Here is a 22670-nt window from a genome sequence, read left to right as displayed (position 1 = left end):
AGCTCCGCCGTGTCGATCCTCGCCGATCTCGTCGTCCCCGCCGCGTCCGGCGCGCCGCGCAGGCCGCTCGCCGACGGCAGGCGCCGGGCGCTCTTCCTGCAGACCAGGGATCCGGAGGACACCGCGCTGAATGTCGCGGTGGCCTACCGGGTGGACGGGCCGCTCGACCCCGAGCGGCTGCGCGCCGCGCTGGCCCTGGTCACGGCCGAGCACGAAATCCTGCGCACCACCTACGGTTTCGATGCCGAGGGGGAGCCGTTCGCGGAGTTGCTGCCCGGTACCGCGCCCAGCTGGCAGGTGCACGATATCGCCGAGCTGCCGGAGGCGAGCCGGGTGCGCCGGGTCGAGGTGCTGGCCCGGCGCGAGCTCGGGCGGCCCTTCGACCTCGGCGTGGAGGCGCCGCTGCGGGTGACGCTGATTCGCACCGGGGCGACGGAGTTCGTGCTGGTGCTGGTGGCGCACGGCATTGCCTGGGACGAGGAGTCGGCGGGGGTGTTCGGCGCGGCGCTCGGGGTCGCGTACGGCGCCGCCGGGGGGCCCGCGGCCGACGGCTCGGCCGTTGGCCGTACGCCGGACCGTGCGGTCGAGGGCCGGGTGCCGGACCGGGCGGCTGTGGCCGGGAGGCCGGGTCTCGCGGGCTTGTCCGGTGCGCCGCGCCGCGCTGCCGCGGTCACCGACGAGCCGAGCGAGGCGGAGCTGGACTTCTGGCGCTCGGCGCTGACCCCGCTTCCGGACCCCGTCGAGCTCCCCACCAAGCCGGTCACCGGCCCCGCGCGCCGGGTCCGCCGGGTCACGAGAAGGCTCCCCGCCGGGCTCCTCGACCGGGTCCCCGGCACCGAAACCGGCCACCCCGACCCCGCCTTCGGCGTGCTCGCCGCCGCCTTCGCCGCCCTTCTGCACCGCTACACCGCCGCCGCCGACCTGCTCCTCGCGACCCCGGTGACCGGCCGCGATGCCGGCTCCGCCGACCGCATCGGCTTCTACGGCAATACCGTCCTGCTCCGCGCGCGGGTGAACTCCTCCGAGCCCTTCGCCGAGCTGGCGTCAGCTTTCGGCACCGCCGCGAAGGACGCTTTCGCGCACGCCCACGTCGGCATCGAGCACGTGGTGCGCGTGCTGAACCCGCGCCGCGCGGGCGCGACCGACGGCCTGGATCGCCTGGCCCGCATCGCCTTCGACGTACGGGCGGCCGAACCCGGCTTCGCGCTGGGCGCGGCGAACGCGGTCCCGCTGGAGCTGGGCAGCCGCACCGCCACGGTGCCGCTCCGCATCGATGTCGTCCGGGACGGCGCCGACGCGCGGGTGCAGGCCGAGTACCGGGACGGCCGCTTCGACGACGCCCTGATCGCACAGCTGCTCACGCACTACATCCGGCTGCTGAGCGATGCCGTCGCCACCCCGGAGCGCCCGGTGGGCGAGCTGGATCTGCTCGGCGCCGAGGAGCGCGAGCGGCTGCGCGATCAATCGCACGGCGAGCTGGTGCCGACCCCGCCGAGCACCCTGGTCGCGCTCTTCGAGCACCGGGTGCGCCGGGCGCCGGGCGCGCCCGCGCTGCTGGCGCCGAGCCGCACCGGCGACCGCACCATCGGCTACGCCGAGCTGGACCGCAGGGCGAACCGGCTGGCCCGCGAGCTGATCGCGCGCGGCATCGGCGCCGAGGAGCTGGTCGCGCTGCGGCTCGCGACCTCGGTGGAGTACGTCGTCGCGGTGCTCGCGGTGCTCAAGGCGGGCGCCGCCTACCTGCCCATCGACCCCTCGTACCCGCAGGCCAGGATCGACTACGTGCTGGCCGACGCGGCGCCGCGGCTGGTCCTCGACCCGGAGTCGCTCGCCGCGGCCGAGCGGGCGGCCGCCGCGCGGCCCGCCGAGCCGCTCACCGACGCCGACCGGGCGCGCCCGCTGCGCCCGGCGAACCTGGCCTACGTCATCTACACCTCGGGCTCCACCGGACAGCCGAAGGGCGTCCCGGTCGCGCACGCGGCGATCGCGGAGCACCTGGACGGCTTCTGCGCGGAGTGGGGGATGACCGCCGACGACCGGCTGCTGCAATCCTCCTCGATCGGCTTCGACGCCTCGCTGCTCGACATCTTCGTGACCTTCACCGTCGGCGCCTGCCTGGTGGTGCCGGAGCCGGACGCGCTGCGCGACCTCTCCTACACCGCCGAACTCATCGCGCGCTGCCGGATCACCGTGCTGCACATGGTGCCCTCGACGCTGAGCACCCTGCTGCTGCTGCCCGAGGTGAGCGACTGGCGGGCGCTGCGCCGGGTGCCGGTGGGCGGTGAGGCGCTGCTCGGCGAGGTCGCGGATCGCTTCGCCGCGGTCTTCGACGCGGAGCTGCGCAACCACTACGGCCCCACCGAGGCGGTGGTCTGCGCGACCCACCAGGTGGTGGCCGGGCCGCAGGGCGCCGGGATCGTGCCGATCGGGGTGCCGAACCGGAACGTGCACGTGCACCTGCTCGACGACCGGTTGCAGCCGGTGCCCGCCGGGGTGGTCGGCGAGATCTACCTGGGCGGGGCGCAGCTGGCGCGCGGCTACCTGAACCGGGCCGGGTTGGCGGCGGAGCGCTTCGTCGCCGATCCGTTCCTCGCCGGTGGGCGGCTCTACCGCACCGGTGACCTGGCCCGGCGCAACCTCGCCGGGGAGATCGAGTTCGTCGGCCGCGCCGACGACCAGGTGAAGGTGCGGGGGCACCGGATCGAGCTGGGCGAGGTGCAGGCCGCGATCGCGGCGCATCCGGCGGTGGGGCACTGCGCCGTCGTCGCGGTGCGCGATCCGGCGCGCGGCACCACGCTCGCCGCCTACCTGGTGCCCGCGGGCGCCGGGCTGGTGCTCGACCCGGAGCAGGTGCGGGCCCGCGCGGCCATGAGCCTGCCGGAGTACATGCTGCCGAGCAGCTTCACCGTGCTGGAGCGGATTCCGCTCACCGAGCACGGCAAGCTGGACCGGGCCGCGCTGCCCGCACCCGCGCCGGTGCGCCCGCCGGTCTCCCGGGAACCGGCCACCGGCACCGAGATCCGGCTGGCCGCGCTCTTCGCCGAGATCTTCGGGGCCGAGCGGGTCGGGGCCGACGACTCCTTCTTCGAGCTGGGCGGGCACTCGCTGCTCGCCGGGCGGCTGGTGGCGTTGATCCGCGCGGAGTTCGGGGTCGCGGTCGAGGTGCGGGCGCCGTTCGACACGCCGACGGTGGCCGGGCTGGCCGCCGCCATCGAGGCGGCGCCGCTCACCGCGTCGGCGCTGCCCGCGCCGACCAGGCAGGTGCGCAGACCGGAGCGGATTCCGCTCTCCGTCGCGCAGGAGGTGCGCTGGCGCGCGGCCTTCCCGGCCGTGCCGGAAGCCGAGCTGCTCGGTGCTCCGGCCCGCGGCGACGCGACGGAACCAGCGCCGGACGAACCCGGCGCGACCTTCCCGGAGGTAACGCCGGTCGATGCCGCTGCGCTCGGCGCGCTGCCTGAGGAGCCACCGCTGCTCGCGGAACCGCGGTGGTCGCTGACCGACCCGCGCTGCGGGGTCCCCTTCGCGGTGCGCTTCGACGGCCCCCTGGACCGCACGGCGCTGATCGGAGCGGTGCGGGACACCCTCACCAGGCACGAGATCCTGCGCACCCGGTTCACCCCGGGGCCGGACGGAAACCCCGTACCCCAGCGGGTTCCGGCCGAGGAGATCGAGATCCCGGTGCGCACCGTGCGCCCGGCCGAGCTGAACGCCGCGCTGGCCGAGGCCGCCACCACGGTCCCGGACCCGGTCGCGGGCCCCGGAATCCGGCCGGTGCTGCTGACCACGCATCCGGAGACCCACGTCCTGGTGCTGACCGCACACCACCTGGTCGCGGACCACTGGTCGTTCCGCACGGTCCTGCGCGACCTGGCCCCCGCCTACCGCGCCCGCCTGCGCGGCGACACCGCGCACCGCCCCCTCCCCGAGCTGAGCTTCACCGACTACGCCCTCTGGCAGCGCGCCGCCGCGACCCCGCTGCACGCCCAGGCGGAGTACTGGCGCACCGCGCTCGCGGGGCTCCCCGCCGCCGGTGCCATCGCCACCGACCTCCCGCGCCGTGCGCACGACGAAACCGGCTCGCACACCGCCCGATTCACCGTGGACCCGGTTCTGCGCGGCCGCCTGCGCGCGCTGGCCGAGGGCGGCGGCGCCTCCGAGTTCATGCTGTACCAGGCGGCGGTGGCGGTCCTGCTGCACCAGCACGGCGCGGGCACCGATATCGCGCTCGGCGCCGCCATCGCCGGCCGCACCGACCCGGCGCTCGCCGACCTGGTCGGCCCGGTGGCGAACACCCTGGTCCTGCGCACCGACCTCACCGGCGACCCCACCCCGCGCGCGGTCCTGGACCGCTCCAGGGCCACCGCGCTCGCCGCCTACGGCAACCAGGACGTCCCGCTGGAGTGCGTGCCCGGCGCGGCCGAGACCTACACCGCCACCCTGGATTTCCGCGAACAGGACTGGTCCGCCGAGGCGCGGTTCGACGGGGAGATCGCCACCGCGGTGCTCCCGCTCCCCGGCGACCCCGCCCTGCGCGAGATCGGCTTCGCCTTCCGCTGCGCCCAGGACGGCGGCTTCGACGCGGCGATCACGGTGCGCGCGAGCCTCTTCCGGCCCGCCTCGGCGGAGCTCTTCGCCACCCGGGTGTGCCGCCTGCTCACCGCCTTCGCCGACACCCCGGACCGGCCGCTGAGCCGGCTCGGCGTCGGCACCGGCGAGGAGCGCGAGCGGGTGCTGCGCGAGTGGTCCGCCGGGGTGGAGCCGCCGTTCGGCCCGGCCGCCGCCGGGCTGCTGTGGCGCGGCCGGATGTTCCCCGGGCAGCGCCCCGCGCTCCGCTGCGCTGGCGAAACCCTGGACTATCAAACGCTTTTCCAGCGCGTGGACGAGCTGAAGGACCCGGCTCCGCCCACCGGCATCACCGCCGCCGACATCGTGCACCTGCTGGTCGCCTTCGACGCCGCCGCGCAGGCCGGCACCCCGATCACGCTGGCGGCCGGGTGCACCGGCGGCGAGCGGGTCGTGGTGCCGCCCGCGGCGGTGGCGGCGGCGGTGGCCGATCGCCGCGCCGTGGTCACCGACTGCGCGCCGGGCAGCACCGACCGGGCCCGCGGCGCGGCCGACGTGCGGCTGGTGGTCGCACCGGCCCCGACGGTCGCGGTGCTGGTGGAGGTGCTGGCCGGGCTGGTGGACGGCGCCACCGTCGTGGTCGCCGAACCCCGCCGCGCCGCCGCCTTCCTGGACGCCGAGCGGGTGACGCACGTGGTCGCCGCGGCGGGCACCGTGCTCGGCCGGGACGGCGCGCTGCGCGACGGCCCGAACCGCTGGGCCGAGGTGCGGCGCTGGGACCTCTGGGGCGAGGGCGGGCCGAGCGAATCCGAGTGCGCCCGTATCGCCTTCGACACCCCGGCGGAGTTCCCGGCCAGGGCGGCGGGGACGGTCGGGTACGCGCCCGCGGTGACGGTCGGCGCGGTGGCGCGCGGGCCGGTGGACGGCAGCGGGCGGGTGCGCCCGATCCCGGGCGCCAGGGTCTACGTGCTGGATCCGGCCGGGCAGCCGTGCGCGCCGGGGGTGCCGGGCACGGTCTACGTCGGCGGCGCCGCGCTCGGCGTGGACCGGCGCTTCGAGGACGACCCGCTGCAGCCGGGGGAGCGGCGCTACCGCACCGGCGACATCGCGCACTGGACCGTCGACGGCTGGCTCAAATTCGCTTAGCCTAACCTTGCTAAAACCGACCGTTCGATACGAGGAGCTGCCCCATGCCGTCGACAACGAGGAGACGCGGCCCCGCCGCCCGGCTCGGCAGCGCGCTGCTCGCACTCGGGGTCACGCTCGGCGTGGCCGCCTGCGGCGGATCGGACGGCTCCGCGGGCGGTGACGGCGCGGTGACCATCGCGCACAACTACGGCGAGACCGTGGTCGAGGGCACCCCGGAGCGCATTGTCACGCTGGGCAACCAGTGGCTCGACGCCACCCAGTCCTTCGGCATCACCCCGGTCGGCTACGCGGACAACATCTCCATCGGTGCCAAGACCAAGGTGCCGTGGGAGCCGGACTCGCTGAGCCAGGCCACCGTGCTGAACGCGGGCGGTGATATCGCCGAGCAGATCGCCGGCCTGGAGCCGGATCTCATCCTGGTGCCGAGCTACCTGGTGGACCAGGCCCTGTACGACAAGCTGAGCAAGCTGGCCCCGACCATCGGCGCGGTGACCCCGAATGCCCAGGTGGACAACTGGGTCGACCAGGTGACCGCGCTCGGCCGGATCCTGCACCGGGAGGGCGACGCGCAGGGCGTCATCGACGGTGTCGACGCCAAGGTGGACGAGTTCGCGCGCAAGTACCCGAAGCTGTCCGGCAAGACCTTCCTGACCTGCATGCTCACCGGCCCGGCGCAGCTCATGGTGCTGGCCGACCCGAAGGACGGCTCGGCGGCGCTCTTCGAGCGGCTCGGCATGGGCATTCCGCAGAAGATCGCGGACGAGGCGCCGGCGGGCGGCAGGCTCGCGCTCTCGCCGGAGCGGCTCGGCGACCTGACCTCCGACCTGCTGGTCTGCGGTGCGCTGCCCGCCTTCGAGGAGAAGTTCAAGCAGCTGCCCGGCTATGCCGAGCTGCCCGCGGTGAAGTCCGGCGGCATCGCCTTCATCGATGTGATGACGATCAGCGCGCTGAACACCCCCACCCCGCTGAACACCCCGTATGTGCTGGACCGGCTGGCGCCGACCTTCGAGGCGCTGAACAAGTAGCGGGGTGCGGTTGGAACCGGGCGGGTGGTCTGTTTAGGATAGGCTAACTTTGGTCGCGCGGTCCGTTGGGCAGGCGATCGGTTGTTCGGATGGAAGCCGGGCGGGCGTCGATTCGCCGCGGCGCGGAAGGATCGCGATGCCAGACTCGCTCGTGCAGGACTCCACCGGCCGGAACGGCTCCGGCGCCGCGCGCCCGGTGCCGCTGGCCCCCGCCCAGCAGGCCGCGCTGCTCCCGGAGCGGCTGCGCCGCACCCCCGCGGCGAATCTCTTCCTTGCCCTCGAGATCAGCGGTGAACTCGGCGACGAGGCGGTGCGCCGCGCGGTGACCGCGGTGTTGTCCGGGCACGAGATCCTGCGCAGCGTCTTTCCGGACGACCGCCGGGTGCCGTACCAGCGGGCCGGAGAGCTGCCGGATTCGGTGCTCGAGCTCGGCGAGCCGGATGCCGGGCACGTCTTCGACCTGGTCCGCGCGCTGCCGGTGCGGGTCACGCTGCAGCGCACCGGGGAGCGCGCGGTGCTGGCGTTCACGGTGCACCCGGTGGCCGCCGACGATGTCTCGCTGGAGCTGCTCGCCGAGTCGCTCTTCGCCGCGCTCGACGGTGGCGAGGTCACCGGCTCCAGCTTCCGCGTGGCGGTTCCGGCGCTGGTGAAGGGGATGGCGGTGGATCCGGCGACGGACGCGGGCGCCGGGTACTGGCTGGACCGGCTCGGCGCGCTGCCGGAGCGCGCGGTGCCGGTCGAGCCGGGCGCGGCCGCGCGGCACGGCTTCCGGATCGCGCCGGAGGCGCTGGCCGATCTCACCGCGGGGCAGGACCCGGCGGCCGCCTTCGCGGCGCTGCTGGCCGGGGCGCTGAGCACCGCCGGGCTCGGCGCCGATCCGGCCGTCGGGCTGCTCGACCCGGCGCGGGACGAGGCCACCGCTCGGACCATCGGCAGCTTCGGCAACTACCTGGTGCTGCGCGGCCTGGCCGGTGCCGCGGCGCCGCGGCAGGCCGTGCTCGACGCCGCCGAGGTGCTGGCCGCGGCGCGCGCGCACGGCTCGACCCGCATCGAGTTCCTGACCCATCGGCTGCGCGGCGCGGCCGCCGTCGCGGGCGGCGCGCTCTTCCAGGTGGCGCTGGTGGTGCGGTCCGGGAATGCCATCGCGCACAGCGGGGCCGGGTACACCGCGCGCGAAATCGACCGGCGGCTCGCCCGCCCGCACGGCGTCGACCTGCTGGTGGATGTCCGGCTGGACGACGACGGCGCGCTGGTGACCGTCGACTCGCCCGCCGCGCCCGCCGCACTCCCCGAGTTCGTCGCCGAACTCGAGCGCCGCGCGCTGGCCTGGGCCGACGGCCGCGACGCGCATGGCACCGCCACGCTGTTCCAGCCGCCCGCCGCCACCGCGGGCGAGCTCGGCCCCGGCCTCGGCGGCCCGCCGCGCACCGACGCCGAGCACACCCTGGCCGCCGCCATCCGCACCGTGCTGGAGCTGGACGAGGACGACGAGGTGGGGCGCGAGGACACCTTCTTCTCGCTCGGCGGCGACTCCATCGCCGCGCTGCGGCTGGTCACCGTGCTCGCCGAGCAGGGGTACGCGCTGGACGTGCAGACCGTGTTCGGCTTCCCGGCGGTGCACGAGCTCGCCGAGCAGCTGGAGTCGGCCACCGCGCCGGTGCCGGAGCCGCAGCCCGCCGCCGCGCCGCTCAGCGCCTCCGGGCTGGACCCGGCGGTGCTGGCCGCGCTCGGCGCGAAGTTCGGCGCGTGAGCATCCTCGACGTCGTCGCGCTCTCGCCGCTGCAGCGCGGGCTGTACTCGGTCAGCGCGACCTCCGGCCCGGTCGACCCCTACCTGGTGACCTTCGCGGTGCGGGTGGAGGGCCTCGCCGACCTGGGCAGCCTGCGCAAGGCCTTCGACCAGGTGCTGGAGCGGTACCCGCACCTGGGCGGCGCGGTCGTCACCGACGGGCTGCCGCACCCGGTGCTGGTGATCACCTCCACCGGCCGGATCGGCTGGCGCGAGCTGGATCTGCGCGCCGAGCCGGACCCGGCGGCGGCAGTCGGGCAGCTGTACCTGGACGAGGGGCGGACCCGGATCGACCTGGACGCCGGGCCGCTCTTCCGGGTAGTCGCGGCGCGGGTCGGGGAGCAGGAGTACGAGCTGGTCTGCACCGCGCACCACATCGTCGTGGACGGCTGGTCCATCCCGCTGATCTTCGCCGACCTGCTCGCGCTGCACCGGGGCGAGGGCGCCGGGCTGCCGCCCGCCCCGCCGCTGCGCGAGCACGCCGCCTGGCTGGCCGCCCGCGATACCGAGGAATCCGGCCGGGCCTGGGCCGATGCGCTGGCCGGGCTGGCCCCCATGCCCCTGATCGCCGGGCCCGCGCCCGCCGATATCCCGGTGCTCGGCGAGGCCAGGCTCACGCCGGAGCGCACCGCCGCCGTCACCGGCTGGGCGCGCGCGCACGGGCTCACGCTGAACACCGTGCTGCAGCTGGCCTGGGCGCGGGTGCTCTCCGCGCTCACCGGGCGCGACGACGTGGTGTTCGGGCAGACCACCTCCGGGCGGGACGGCTCGCTGCCGAGCGCCGATCGGCTGGTCGGGGCGCTGGTCACCACGATTCCGGTGCGGGTCCGGCTGGACGACCGGGCGCCCGCCGCGATCGGCGGGGAGCTGCAGAAGGAGGTCGCGCGGCTGCGGGCGCACGAGTACCTCGGCATCGCGGAGATCACCAAGCGGGCCGGGGCCGGGCAGCTCTTCGACACCCTGCTGGTCTTCGAGAACACGCCGCTGGGCGAACTCACCGCGCGCATGCCGCTCGGCGACGGCGCCGCACTGGTGCCGCGGCGGATCGACTCGCCGAGCCACTACCCGATCGCGGTGGTGCCGGTGCTGGAGCACGGGTCGCTGATCAACCGGGTGGAGATCCGGCCGGATCTGGTGCGGCGCTTCGAACCGGATGCCCTGGCGGAGCGGGTGCTCACGGTGCTGGAGCGGATCACCGGCGCCGCGCGCGCCGCCGATGTCTCGGTGCTGCTCGACCGGGAGCCCGCGGCGCTGGCCGCGCCGGACGCGGTCGCCGTGCCGGGGGACGTGCCGCACACGCTGCTGGCGACCGCCGAGCGGTTCGGCGAGCGGGTCGCCGTGGTGGACGAGGCCGGGGAGCACTCGTACGCCGAGTTCGCCGCCGCCGTCCAGGTGCTGGCCGCCGGGCTCGCCGCGCGCGGGATCGGGCCCGGCAGTGCCGTCGCGGTGGCGCTGCCGCGCGACCGCCGGGTCCTGCACGCGCCCTTCGCCATCGGCCTCACCGGCGCCACCTGCGTGCACGTCGACCCCGCCACCCCGCCGGAGCGCCTCGCCTACATCGCCGAAACCTCCGGCGCGCGGCTGGTTCTCGCCGACGCCGCCCTCGCCGGTGTGCTCGCCGAGGCCGGTCTCACCCACCTCGTCCCCGACAACGCAGGCGACCTGCGCGAACTGCCCACCGAATCCCGCGCTGCCTGCAATACCGCGGGCGCCGGATTCCCGCCGGTCCCGGCGGAGAACCCGTTCTACGTCGTCTTCACCTCCGGCACCACCGGCCGCCCCAAGGGCGTCGCGGTCCCGCACCGCGCCCTCCTCAACCACTGGGGCAACCACGAGCGCCGCATCTTCGCCCCGGAGAGCGCGGCGGCGGGCCGCCCGCTGCGTATCGGCCACGGCTGGTCGACCGGCTTCGACGCCGCCTGGCAGCCGAGCATCGCCCTGCTCTCCGGCCACACCGTCGTGCTGCTCGGCGACAACGAGCGCACCGACGCCGAGCGCATCGTCGCGGCCATCGCCACGCACGGCATCGATATCTTCGACACCTCACCGTCCATGCTGAACCGCCTGATCGCGGCCGGGCTCTTCACCACCGGTGACCACTGCCCGCTCCGAGTGCTCGCGCTCGGCGGCGAGGCCATCTCCCATGACACCTGGAACCGTCTGCGCGGCCTTACCGGCACCCGCGTCATCAACTTCTACGGCCCCACCGAGACCACGGTCGAGGCGCTCATGGCCGAGGTGCACGAGCACGAGGCCCCGACCATCGGCCACACCTTCGGCGGCATGACCGCCGAGGTACTCGACCACCGCCTGCGCCCGGTACCCCCCGGCGGCCAGGGCGAGCTGTACCTCTCCGGCGCCCAGCTGGCCCAGGGCTACCTGCGCCGCCAGGGTCAGACCGCGGCCACCTTCGTGGCGGGCCCGGCCGGAAGGCGCTACCGCACCGGCGATCTGGTGCGCCGCACGAGCGCGGGCACCATCGTCTACGAGGGCCGCATCGACAGCCAGGTGAAGATCAACGGCTACCGCGTCGAGCCGGACGAGGCCACCGTGGTGCTGTGCGAGATCCCCGGCGTGCAGCACGCCGCCGCCCTCGCCTGCACCGTGGACGGCCGCACCCGGCTCGGCGCGCTGGTGGTCTCGGACCGCCCCGCCACCGCCATTCGCGCCGCCGCCGCCCGCAGACTCCCGCAGTTCCTGGTGCCGACCCGGATCGTGCACGTGGCCGAGATCCCGCTGAACCGGAACGACAAACTCGACACGCATGCCGCCACCGCGCTGCTCACCGCCCCGGTGGCGACCGGCGCCACCGCCGAGCCCGGCACCGAGACCGAGCGCGCGCTGCTCGGCGTGCTCGCCGAGATGAACGCGGGCAACGCCGGAATCCTGGACAGCCCGGCGGATCTGGGCATCGACAGCATCGGCGTGATCGACCTGGTCTCCCGGCTGCGCGGCGCGGGCTACCGGGTCGCCGCCGGGGATGTCCTCGGCGCGGCCGACCTGCGCGAGCTGGCCGCGCTGCTGGACGGGGCGGGGGAGCCGGACGCGGGCGGCGAGGTGCTCGCGGCGGGCGCCGTGCTGCCGCTGACCGCACTGGCCCTGGAGATCGTCGGGCAGGGCGGGTACGAGCACCTGACCCAGAGCCAGCTGCTGACGCTCCCGCCGGAGACCGGCCCGGCCGAGGTCGCGGCGGTGCTCGGCGCACTGGCCAGGGCGCATCCGGCGCTGCGCTCCCGGCTCGGAGCCGCCGATGGCGTCCCCGCCCTGATCGTGCTGGCGCCGGAGGAGTTCCGGGTGGAGGTCGCGGTGGCCGCGCCCGGCTCGGCCCCGCCGCGCGAACTGCTCGCCGCCACCGTCGAGCGGCTCGACCCGGCGGCCGGGCGGATGGTCGCGGCCACCGTGCTCACGGGCCGGGAGCCGCGGCTGCTGCTCTCCATCCACCACCTCGCGGTGGATGTGGTGTCCTGGCTCGTCCTCGCCGACGACCTGCGCGGGCTGGCCGAGGGGCGGGCCCCGCTGGTCGAGTCCACGTCGGCCGCGGCGCCGATTACCGCTGTGGCGGAGCCGCTTCCGGTGCTGGGGACGCCGCTCGGCGGGCGGCGCACCGATCCAGCAATCGACCGGGCCGCGGGTGCGCACCAGCACATCGCCGAGCTCGATCCGGAGCACACGGCCCGGTTGCTCGCGCGTTGCGCGGCGAGCGATATTCCGCTGGAGGAGCTGCTGATCGTGGCCTGCGCCCGCGCCTTCGACGGGCTCGCCGACGCGGCGGGGCGGGTGGCGATCACCCGGGAATCGCACGGGCGGCCCGCGAACGACGACGGCAGGCGGGTCGGGTGGTTCACCGTCGAGGAGACGGTGACCGTGCCCGGCTCGGTGGTCGCGGACTGGACCCCGGCGGCCGGGCGGCCCGCGCTCGGCGAGCGCTCGACGGCGGTGCGGGGGCAGCTGCGGCTGAACCACCTCGGCCGCTTCGACCTGCTCACCCCGGGCGCCGGGCCGTGGGCCCCGGTGCCGATGGCGGAGTTCACCGCCGAGTTCGGCACTGCCCAGCACCCCGCGCTCCCGCTGCGCTTCACCGTTGACCTCACGACGGTGGTGGTGCGCCGGGACGGTGCGCCGGTTCTGGTGGGGCAGTTCGATTTCAACGGCGCGGTGCTCGATTCCGAGGCCGCCGCCGGCTACCCGGCTCGCTGGCGCGAGGTGGTCTCCGCACTCGCGGAGTGAGGCCGGAGCCGGGCAGCGGGGGATACGCGACCCCGCTGCCCGGCCCACCGGTCGCGCGCGGCGGAGCCCACCGCCGCGCGCGCCGTGGCACAGCGCCGGCCCGGCAACCCCGCGCATGAGTTAGCATTGGGCAAAGTTAGGCAAGGCTAGCCTACACCAATTCGGACATAGCGGTCAAGTCGGGCGGCGAAGTGCGTGGTGGGGCGGCTGTTTCGGGTTAAGGAGTCGGATGCTCGGCAAGGCGGAACTGCGCGACATCGTGGCGGTGGATCTCGGTATCGCGCCGGAGGCGGTCGGCTTCGACGACGATCTGGTGAGCCTCGGCATGCACTCCATGAAGCTCATGCGGCTGGCGGCGGGCTGGCGCAAGCGGGGGTACGACATCCGGAGTTCCGCGCTCGCCCTCGAACCCACGATCGCCGCCTGGGCAGCGCTGCTCGCCGCAGCCGCCCCCCAGGATTCGGCCGCCACCGATCCTGCGCGTCCTTCCGGCAGCGCGGGCTCGGCCGACCCCTCGGCCGAATTCCCCCTTGCGACCATGCAGCACGCGTACTGGATGGGCAGGCGCGGGGACCAGGCGCTGGGCGGCGTCGCCGCGCACCTGTTCGTCGAGTTCGACGGCGCCGGCGCCGATCCGGAGCGGCTGCGCCGGGCCGTCGCCCGGCTGGTGCGCAGGCACGAGATGCTGCGCGCCCAGTTCCTGGACGCGGGCACCCAGCGCATCCTGCCCGAGCCACTGGCCCCGGTCTTCGCCGCGCTCGACCTGTGCGCCGAGCCCGCCGAGCGGATCGCGGCCGAGCTGGAGCGGGTGCGCGCGGAGAAGAGCCACCAGCGCATGGACGTGGCCGCGGGCAAGGTCATCGATATCGCGCTCACCCTGCTGCCGGACGGCGGCCACCGCCTGCACCTGGATATCGACATGCTGGCGGGCGACGCGCAGAGCTACCGCCGGGTCCTCGACGACCTCGCCACCCTGTACGAGGCCGACGCCGACGCCCTGCCGCCGCTCGGCATCACCTTCCGCGAGTACCTCGCCGAGAAGCAGCGCACCGCGGCCGATACCGAGGCGGACCGCGCCTGGTGGGCCGAGCGGCTGCCCGAGCTCCCCGACATCCCCGCCCTCCCGGTGCTGCCGGAGAACGAGCGCCGCGACCCCGCCCGCAGCATCCGCCTGCACCACTGGTTCGACGCCGCCGCCAGGGCGAACCTGCACGCCAACGCGCACGGCAACGGCGTCACCGCGGCGGTCACCCTTGCCACCGTCTTCGGCGAGGTGATCGCGCGCTGGTCGGCCCGGCAGCGCTTCCTGCTGAACGTCCCGCTCTTCGCCCGCGAGCAGCTGCACGACGATATCGACGCGGTGGTGGGCGATTTCACCAACTCGGTGCTGGTCGAGATCGACGCCTCCCGGGTGGAGCCGGTGCTCGACCGGGCCAGGCGGGTGCAGCGCGAACTGCACACCTGCGCGGCGCACGCCGAGTACGAGGGGCTGGACGTGCTGCGCGACCTGGGCAGGCTGCGCGGCGCGCCGGTGACGCCGTCGGTGGTCTTCACCTCGGGGCTCGACCTCGGCGAGCTGTTCTCCGAGCGGGTCACCCGGGTGCTCGGCACGCCGGTGTGGATCATCTCGCAGGGCCCGCAGGTGGATCTGGACGCCCAGGTGGCCGAGCTGGACGGCGGGCTGCTGGTGAACTGGGACCTGCGCAGGGACGCGCTGCCCGGCGGCGTCGCGGAGACCATGTTCGCCGAGTTCCTGCGCATCCTGGCGGCGCTCGCCGCACCCGGCGCGGACTGGACGGCGCCGCTGGCGATTCCGCTGCCCGCGGCGCAGGCGGCCGTGCGCTCGGCGGTGAACGACACCGCCGAGGAGCTCGGCGAACGCACCCTGCACCACGCCTTCTTCGAGCTGGCGCGGCGGCACCCCGAGCGCGCCGCGCTGCTCCGCGCGGGCGGGCTCGCCACGAGCTACGGCGAACTGGCCGGGCAGGCGCTCGCCGTCGCGCACGCGCTGACCGATGCCGGGGTCCGGCCGGGCGACACCGTCGCGGTGCTCGTGCCCAAGGGGCACCGGCAGCTTCCCGCCGTGCTCGGCGTGCTCGCCGCGGGCGCCGCCTACCTGCCCATCGGCACCGACCAGCCCGCCGCCCGCCGCGACCGCATCCTTCGCCGCGCGGGTGTCGGTGTAGTGCTGGTCGACGGCGTGACCACCCTGCCCGCGGAGATCACCGCCGTCGACCTCACGACCGCGCTGACCGGCCCCGCCCTCGGCGCCCCGCTCCCGGTGACCCCGGAGCGCACCGCCTACGTCCTCTTCACCTCCGGCTCGACCGGCGAACCCAAGGGCGTCGAGGTCGCCCACCGCGCGGCGGCGAACACCGTCGACGCCATCGCCCGCCGCTTCGGCATCGGCGCGGGCGACCGCCACATCGCCCTCTCCGCCCTGAACTTCGACCTCTCGGTCTACGACATCTTCGCCCCGCTGAGCATCGGCGGCGCCCTGGCCTGCCTGGACGAGGCGACCGAGCGCGACGCCCAGTCCTGGGCGGAGCTGATCGCCGAGGCCGAGGTCTCCGTGGTGAACGCCGCCCCCGGGCTGTTGCGGATGCTCGCCGATATCGCCACCCCGGAGCAGCTGCGCTCGATCCGGCTGGTCCTCACCGGCGGCGACCGGGTCCGCACCCGGCTGGCGCGCCGCTTCCGCGCGGCCGTCCCGGGCCTGCGCTTCGTCGGCCTCGGCGGCACCACCGAGACCGCCATCCACTCCACCGTCTGCGAGGTCACCGACGACTTCCCGGCGGAGTGGGACAGCGTGCCGTACGGCACCCCGCTCGCGAATGTCGCGCTGCGCGTGGTGAACCAGCGCGGCGAGGACTGCCCGGACCTGGTCCCCGGCGAGCTGTGGATCGGCGGCGCGAGCGTCGCCGACGGCTATCGGGGCGACGCCGCGCGCACCGCGGACCGATTCATCGAGCACGAGGGGCTGCGCTGGTACCGCACCGGCGACCTGGCCAGGTACCTGCCGGACGGCACCGTCGACTTCCTCGGCCGCGCCGATCACCAGGTGAAGATCCGCGGCTACCGGGTCGAGCTCGGCGAGGTGGAGTCGGCGCTGGCCGGGCTGCCCGGCGCGGGCGAGGCGGTCGCGCTGGTCACCGACTCCGGCCGGCTGGTCGCGGCGGTGACCGCGGACGGCTCCGGCGCCGCCATCGATCCGGCGCGGCTGCGCGACCAGCTGCCCGGCTACATGATCCCCGAGCACGTCGAGGTGCTGGCCGAGATCCCGCTGACGCCGAACGGCAAGCTGGACCGCGCCGCCATCCGCCGCCTGCTCGTCGCCGGCGACCTGGCCGCCGCCACCACCTTCGTTCCCCCCGCCGACGAGGTGGAGGCCGCGCTGGCCTACATCACCGCGCAGGTGCTCGGGCTGGAGCGGATCGGGGTGGAGACCGACTTCTTCGATGTCGGCGGCGATTCCATCCTCGCCACCACGCTCACCGCCAAGGTGCGCGGGCTGCTCGCGGTGGACGGGTTCGGCGTGAGCGCCGTGCTGGAGGGCCGCACGGTGCGGCGGATCGCGCGCGGGCTGCTCGACGCCGAGCCGCAGCCGGGGCGGCTCGCCCAGGTCGCCACGATTCTGCTCGAGCTCGCCGAGGTGAGCCTTCCCGATCCCGCGAGTGTGGTGTGAATCCGATGAAATCCCTGGACGACCTCCAAGAGGCCATGCGGGTCCGGCTGGCCCAGGCCGGGCTGGACACCGGCTCCGGCCCGGTGAAACGCCGCGACCCGGAGCGCGCCGCGCTCTCCTTCGGGCAGCGCTATGTCTGGGCGCACCAGCAGATCGCCCCGGAGAGCACCGCCTACAACCTGTGCCTGGCGCTCACCTTCGCCGGCGCGGTGGACGATGCCGCGCTGCGCGCCGCCTTCCTGGCGCTGCCGGAGCGGCACGAGGTGCTCCGCACCACCTACCACAATGACGAGCAGGGCGAGCCCTACCAGCGCATTCACCCCGCGCTGCCGCCCCGGGTGCGGATCGAGGACCACAGCGGCCTGGACCGCGCCGAGGCCGAGCGCAGGCTGGCCGAAGCGGTGGTGGCCGAGGCGCACGACACCTTCGACCTCGGCGCCGAGTCCTCGCTGCGGCTGCGCTTCGTCCGGCTGGACGCGAACACCCTGGTGGTCGTCCTGGTGATCCAGCACATCGCCTGGGACGGCATGACGCTGCCCGCGCTCTCCGCCGATGTCGAGCGGTACTACGCGCAGGCGCGGGCGGGCGGCATCACCGTCGAGCCGCTGCGGCTGCAGGTGGCCGATTTCGCGGAGTGGGAGCAGGTGCGGTTCCGGGACGGCGCGCACGAGGCGGCGGCCGAGTTCTGGGCGAGCCGGTTCGACGGCGAGGTACCCGAGCTGGCACTGCCGCACGACCGCCGCCCGGTCACCGTCACCGAGACCGGGGCCCGGCTGGACCGCGCGCTCGGCACCGCGGCCGATACCGCGCTGCGCGCGCTGAGCGCCGAGCTCAAGGCCACTCCGTTCCAGGTGTTCCTCGCCGCCTACGCGGTGGCGCTGCGCCAGCTCACCGGGCAGCCGGACCTGGTGATCGGCACCACCGTGGCCAACCGCGAGGAATCCGGGATGGACGCGCTCATCGGCAACCTCAGCAATATGCTGCCGCTGCGCATTCGCGGCATCGAGGGCGGCAGGGATTTCGGCGAGCTCGTCGCGCAGGTGCGCGCGGTGACCACGGAGGCGTTCCGGCACAAGCACTTCCCGCAGGAGGAGATCGTCCGCGCGGTGAACCGCGCCACCGGCAATGTCGGCTCCAAGCTCTTCGACACCATGGTGCTCTTCCTGCACCAGCGCATCGACGGCCCGCGGCTGCCCGGCGTGCGGACCAGCTGGGAGCTGGCCGATCACGGCGCCTCGCTGCTGCCCATCGCGGTGGAGGCGTTCATGCACCCGGATCGGGTGGATGTGCAGATCACCTACCGCACGGAGCTCTTCGACGAAGCCACCATCGCCAGGCTGCACGAGTACATCGACCACACGCTCGCGCACGCCGCCGCCCGCACCCCGCTGGACGCGCTGCTCACCCTCGCGCCCGGCGACCGCGCGGCGCTGGCGGCGTGGTCGCGCTCCGAGCGGGTGCCGATCGTCGCGGAGACCGTGGACGCCATGATCCGCACCTCCGCGCGGGAGTACCCGGAGCGGACCGCGGTGGTCTTCGGCGAGATCGAGCTGAGCTACGCCGAATTCGACGCGCGGGTCAATGCCTTCGCGCGGCTGCTGCGCGAGCGCGGGGTGGGCGCGGCGGACCGGGTCGCGGTCTTCGCCGAGCGCAGCGAGCGGCTGCCGGTGATCTTCGCCGCGATCCTGCGCACCGGCGCGGTCTACGTGCCGGTGGATCCCAGCTACCCGGCCGACCGCATCGCCTACATGCTGGCCGACGCCGAACCGGCGCTGCTGGTGCGCTCCGCGCCGCAGGCCGTCGAGGCGGGCGCGGTGCCGGTACTCGACGTCGCCGACCCGGCCGCCGCCGCCCGGCTCGCCGAGCTCGACACCGCGCCGCTCGGCCCGGACGAGCTGGACCGGCCGATCCACCCGCTGGACGCCTCCTACCTGCTCTACACCTCCGGCACCACCGGGCGCCCCAAGGGCGTGGTGACCCCGCACCGCGGCGTGGTGAACCACGTGCAGTGGATGCGCGACTTCCTCGGCTTCGAGGCGGAGCGGATTCTGCAGAAGGCCCCGATCGGCTTCGACGTCTCGGTGTTCGAGCTGGTCAACGCGCTCTGCACGGGGTCGGCGACGGTGCTGCCGCCGCCGGACTGGTGGCAGGCCGACGTGGAGGCGCTGGCCGGCATCATCGACCGGCACCGGATCACCCAGATCTCGCTGGTGCCGAGCGTGGTCCGCGCCTTCCTGGACGCCGGGCCGGACCCGGCGCGGCTGGCCTCCATGCGCTTCGTGTACCTGGGCGGCGAGGCGGTGCCGCCGACGCTGGTGGCCGAGGCGAGCCGGGTCTTCGGCGGCCGGGTGCTCGGGCTGTACGGCCCCACCGAGGCGTCGATGGACATCATGCACGAGGATTTCGCCGGTGCCCTGGCGCGGCCGGAGTGGTTCCGCTCGGCGCTCATCGGGCAGCCGGAGTGGAACTCCGACGTGCACGTGCTGGACGACCGGCTGCGGCCCGCGCCGATCGGGGTCAGCGGCGAGCTGTACCTGGCCGGGCCGCAGCTGGCGCAGGGGTACCACCACCGGCCCGGGCTGACCGCCGGGGCCTTCGTGGCCTGCCCGTTCGCCGACGAGCCCGGTGCGCGGATGTACCGGACCGGCGACGTGGTGCGCTGGCACCCCAGCGGCAGCCTGGAGTACCTGGGCCGCGCCGACGACCAGGTGAAGATCCGCGGGCACCGGATCGAGCTGGGCGAGGTGGGGTCGGTGCTGCGGCAGGTGCCCGGCATCGGCTCGGCCGCCGCGGTGGTGCACCGCAGGGATGCCGACGTGGCGCTGGTCGCCTACTACGTGCCGGAGCCCGGGTCGGTGTACGCCGCGGGGGATACCGAGGCGCACGCCGCCGCGCTCCGCGCCGAGCTGGCGGGGCGGTTGCCGGAGTACATGATCCCGGCCGCGCTGGTGCGGCTGGCGGCGCTGCCGCTCACCGCCAACGGCAAGCTGGACAAGCGCGCGCTGCCCGAGCCCGACCTGGGCGCGAGCAGTGGGCGCGGGCGCGAACTGCGCGGCGCCGCCGAGGTGGCGGTGGCCGCGGTGCTGCGGCAGGTGCTCGGGATCGCCGAAGCGGTCCCGCTCGCCGCCGAGGACGACTTCCTCGCGCTCGGCGGTGATTCCATCAGCGCCATCCGGATGGCGTCGGCGCTGAAGAAGCGCGGGCTCGCGATCACCACCAGTGCGCTCTTCGAGGCGCGGACCATCGCCGCCATTGCCGCCGCGACCGGGCTTGTCGCCGAGTCCGGCGGGGCCGCGCTGGTCCAGGTGGGGGACGGGACCGGCTGGATTCCGCTCCAGCCCATCGCCGCGCTGCTCACCGAGCAGTCTTCGGCGTATGCCGGGTACAGCCAGGGGACCGCCGTCGTCACCCCGGCCGACGCCGATCTCGACCGGCTCACCGCCGCCTGGCACCGCGTCCTGCGGGCGCACCCGCTCCTCCGTGCCCGCCTCGCTCCCGCCTCGGCGGTGCAGGGTGCGGGCCCGGGACCGGTCGCATCGGTCTCACCGGGTGCGCCCGGCTTCGCGGAATCGCCCGCGGCGGGGTCGGTGGCGGCCGGGGAGGCGGATTCGGTCGCCGGCGACCGGGTTTCGGCGCTCGCTTCGCCCTCGGAGACCGACCCGCTCGGGTACCTGATCCCGCCCGCCGACACCGAACTCCCGCCCGTCATCGACATCCCGATCCCCGCCGCCGAGTGGGACGCCACCGCGGGCGCGACCCTGCACGCGCAACTCCGCGCGCTGAGCACCGATTTCGCCCCGGCCGACGGCCGGATGGCGGCCGCCGCCTGGGTGCACCCGGACGACGGCGGCACCGGCCGCCTGCTGCTGGTCCTGCACCACCTGGTGGTGGACGGCGTCTCCTGGCGCATCCTGCACGACGACCTGCGCACCGCCTGGCGGGGCGACCCGGTCGACCCCGAGACCACCTCGGTGCAGACCTGGAACACCAGCCTGCACCGGCTCACCGCGAGCGAAGCGGTCACCGGGCAACTCCCGTTCTGGCGAAAGGCGATCGAGCCCGAACCACCGCTCGGCGCCCGCCCCTTCGACCCGGCGGCCGACCGGGTCGAGACCGTCCGCGAGGTCACCGCCGAGCTGGACACCGACGACACCACCTTCCTCATGACCACCGCCGCCACCGCCTTCGGCTGCGACTTCCTGGACATCCAGGTCGCCGCGCTCGCCGTCGCCGCCGACCGCTTCCGGCGGGCAAGGGACCGCGGCACCGGCACCCTGCGGCTCACCATGGAGCGGCACGGCCGCGCCGAATCGCTCTTCGCCGGCGCCGATCTGGCGAACACCGTCGGCTGGTTCACCACCACCTACCCGGTGGCGCTGCGGACCAGCGGCGATATCGCCGACGCGGTGCGCGCGGTCAAGGAGCAGCTGCTCGCGGTGCCGGACAGCGGCATCGGCTGGGGGCTGCTGCGCAGGCTCAACCCGGCGACCCGCGATGAACTGACCGGCCCCGAACCGCAGATCGGCTTCAACTACATGGGCCGCTTCGAGGTGCCCGCCACCGCGCGGGACTGGGACGCCGCCCCGGAGTTCGGCTACCTCGGCGGCTACGCCGACCCCGCCATGCCCGCCCCCGCCCTGCTCGACGTGAACACCGTCGCGCTGGTCGACGCCGCGGGCCCCGCGCTGCACGGCTCCTTCCGCTACGCCTCCGGCGCGCTCACCGAGCCGGAGGCGCGCGAGCTCGCCGACCACTGGACGGCCGCGCTGCGCGAACTGGCCGAGACCGTGCGCGCGGACCCGCGGCGCAGGCTCACCCCGAGCGACGTGCTCGCCACCGAGGTCACCCAGGCCGACCTGGACCGCTGGCGGGCCGGGTACGGCGACTTCGCCGACGTCTACCCGCTGGCCCCGCTGCAGGCCGGGCTGTACCTCACCGCCGTCAGCACCGCGGGCCGCGACGCCTACACCGTGCAGACCACCATCGGGGTGCGCGGCACGCTGGACGTCGCCCGGCTCGGCGCCGCGCTGAACCGGGTGCTGAACCGCTACCCGAACCTGCGCGTCTCGTTCGCGGTCTCGGCGGCGGGCGAGCCGTACGCCATCGTGGCCGAGCGGATGGAGTTCCCGGTCGCCGAGCTCGACCTCACCGGCAGGCCGGAGCTCATGCCGACCTTCCTCGACGCCGACCAGGCCGGCGTCTTCGACCTCGCCCGCGGCCCGCTCATGCGCGCCACCGTGGTGCACCTGCCCGGCGACGAGCACACCCTGGTGCTCACCTCGCACCACATCCTCACCGACGGCTGGTCCGGGCAGCTGCTGCCGCGCGAGATCTTCGACGAGTACGCCCGCCCCGGCGAAGCCGAGCCGCTCGGCAACCCGGGCACCTTCGCCGAATTCCTCACCCGCACCAGGGCGCGGGAGGCCGCGACCGAGGCGGCGTGGGCGCGCTACCTGGAGCCGGTGCGGCCCTGCCTGGTCGCCCCGGCGCGCGTGCCGGGCGGGAGCGCGCCGGTCATGCACCGCTTCCCGGTGCAGCCGGAGGTCGCGGACGGGCTGGCCGCGCTGGCCGCCGCGGCGGGCACCACCGTCAGCGTGCTGTGCCAGCTGGCCTGGTCGAGCGTGCTGCGCGAGATCACCGGCGAGCCGGGCACCGTCTTCGGCGAGGTGGTCTCCGGCCGCCCGGCCGACCTGGACGAGGTGGACAGCGCCGTCGGCTGCTTCGTGAACACCGTCCCGGTGGCGGTCCGGCTGGACGCCGAGCGCAGCTGGCGCGAGCTGCTCACCGGCATGCAGCGCAGCCGCATGGAGCTCATGGAGTACCAGCAGTACCGGCTGACCAGCGCGAACAAGACCGCGGGGGCGCGCAGGCTGTTCGACAGCATGTTCGTCTTCCAGTCCTACCCCTCGGGCCGCGACGAGCTGGTGCGGCTGCTCGCCGAGCGCCAGCTGGAGCTGATCTCGTTCGAGGGGCGCGGCGCGACCGACAACGCGCTGCTGGTCATGGTCTTCCCGGCCGACCTGCTGTTCCCCGGCGAGCCGCTGCAGGTCGTCGTCTTCTACGCGGAGGACTCCTTCGACGCGGGCGACGCCGAGATCATCGAAACCGCGTACCGCAACACGCTGCGCGCCATCGCCACCGAGCCGGACCGCAGGGTCGGCGACACCGCCGTCCTCGACGACGAGGACCGCGCGGTGCTGGTGATGCGGCGGATGTGGCAGTGAGGCAAGGGA

The 22670-nt window shown here is 74.9% G+C and carries 6 protein-coding genes; all 6 read left to right on the top strand.

The window, feature by feature from the left end:
- The first annotated feature begins 9 nt into the window (after positions 1 to 9).
- Positions 10 to 5709 carry an amino acid adenylation domain-containing protein gene (locus tag AB0H71_RS12540; RefSeq protein ID WP_357018838.1) on the top strand — a complete coding sequence of 1900 codons (5700 nt, stop codon included), beginning with the start codon at positions 10 to 12 and terminating at the stop codon, positions 5707 to 5709.
- Between the two features lie 44 nt (positions 5710 to 5753).
- A complete protein-coding gene (locus AB0H71_RS12535; RefSeq protein WP_357018836.1) occupies positions 5754 to 6737 on the top strand; it encodes an ABC transporter substrate-binding protein in 984 nt (327 codons plus the stop codon).
- A 136-nt stretch (positions 6738 to 6873) separates the two neighbouring features.
- Complete coding sequence (locus tag AB0H71_RS12530) at positions 6874 to 8487, top strand: phosphopantetheine-binding protein (RefSeq protein ID WP_357018834.1); 1614 nt, start codon at positions 6874 to 6876, stop codon at positions 8485 to 8487.
- Positions 8484 to 12752: an AMP-binding protein gene (locus AB0H71_RS12525; protein WP_357018831.1), complete on the top strand. Its 4269-nt coding sequence runs from the start codon at positions 8484 to 8486 to the stop codon at positions 12750 to 12752. The genes AB0H71_RS12530 and AB0H71_RS12525 overlap by 4 nt, the downstream gene beginning before the upstream one ends.
- 229 nt (positions 12753 to 12981) lie before the next feature.
- Complete coding sequence (locus AB0H71_RS12520; RefSeq protein WP_357018828.1) at positions 12982 to 16437, top strand: amino acid adenylation domain-containing protein; 3456 nt, start codon at positions 12982 to 12984, stop codon at positions 16435 to 16437.
- A 5-nt stretch (positions 16438 to 16442) separates the two neighbouring features.
- Positions 16443 to 22661 carry an amino acid adenylation domain-containing protein gene (locus AB0H71_RS12515; protein ID WP_357018826.1) on the top strand — a complete coding sequence of 2073 codons (6219 nt, stop codon included), beginning with the start codon at positions 16443 to 16445 and terminating at the stop codon, positions 22659 to 22661.
- The last annotated feature ends 9 nt before the right edge of the window (positions 22662 to 22670 follow it).

It is taken from the genome of Nocardia sp. NPDC050697, assembly GCF_040654395.1.
GTDB lineage: Bacteria > Actinomycetota > Actinomycetes > Mycobacteriales > Mycobacteriaceae > Nocardia.
The sequence above is the reverse complement of the archived record's forward strand: the minus strand, read 5'-3'. Positions and strand labels throughout refer to the sequence as shown.

What these genes read in the sequence shown, in the direction of transcription:
- AB0H71_RS12535 (WP_357018836.1), top strand. Translation starts at nt 5,754, where the DNA reads ATGCCGTCGACAACGAGGAGACGCGGCCCCGCCGCCCGGCTCGGCAGC.
- AB0H71_RS12530 (WP_357018834.1), top strand. Translation starts at nt 6,874, where the DNA reads ATGCCAGACTCGCTCGTGCAGGACTCCACCGGCCGGAACGGCTCCGGC.
- AB0H71_RS12520 (WP_357018828.1), top strand. Translation starts at nt 12,982, where the DNA reads ATGCTCGGCAAGGCGGAACTGCGCGACATCGTGGCGGTGGATCTCGGT.
- AB0H71_RS12515 (WP_357018826.1), top strand. Translation starts at nt 16,443, where the DNA reads ATGAAATCCCTGGACGACCTCCAAGAGGCCATGCGGGTCCGGCTGGCC.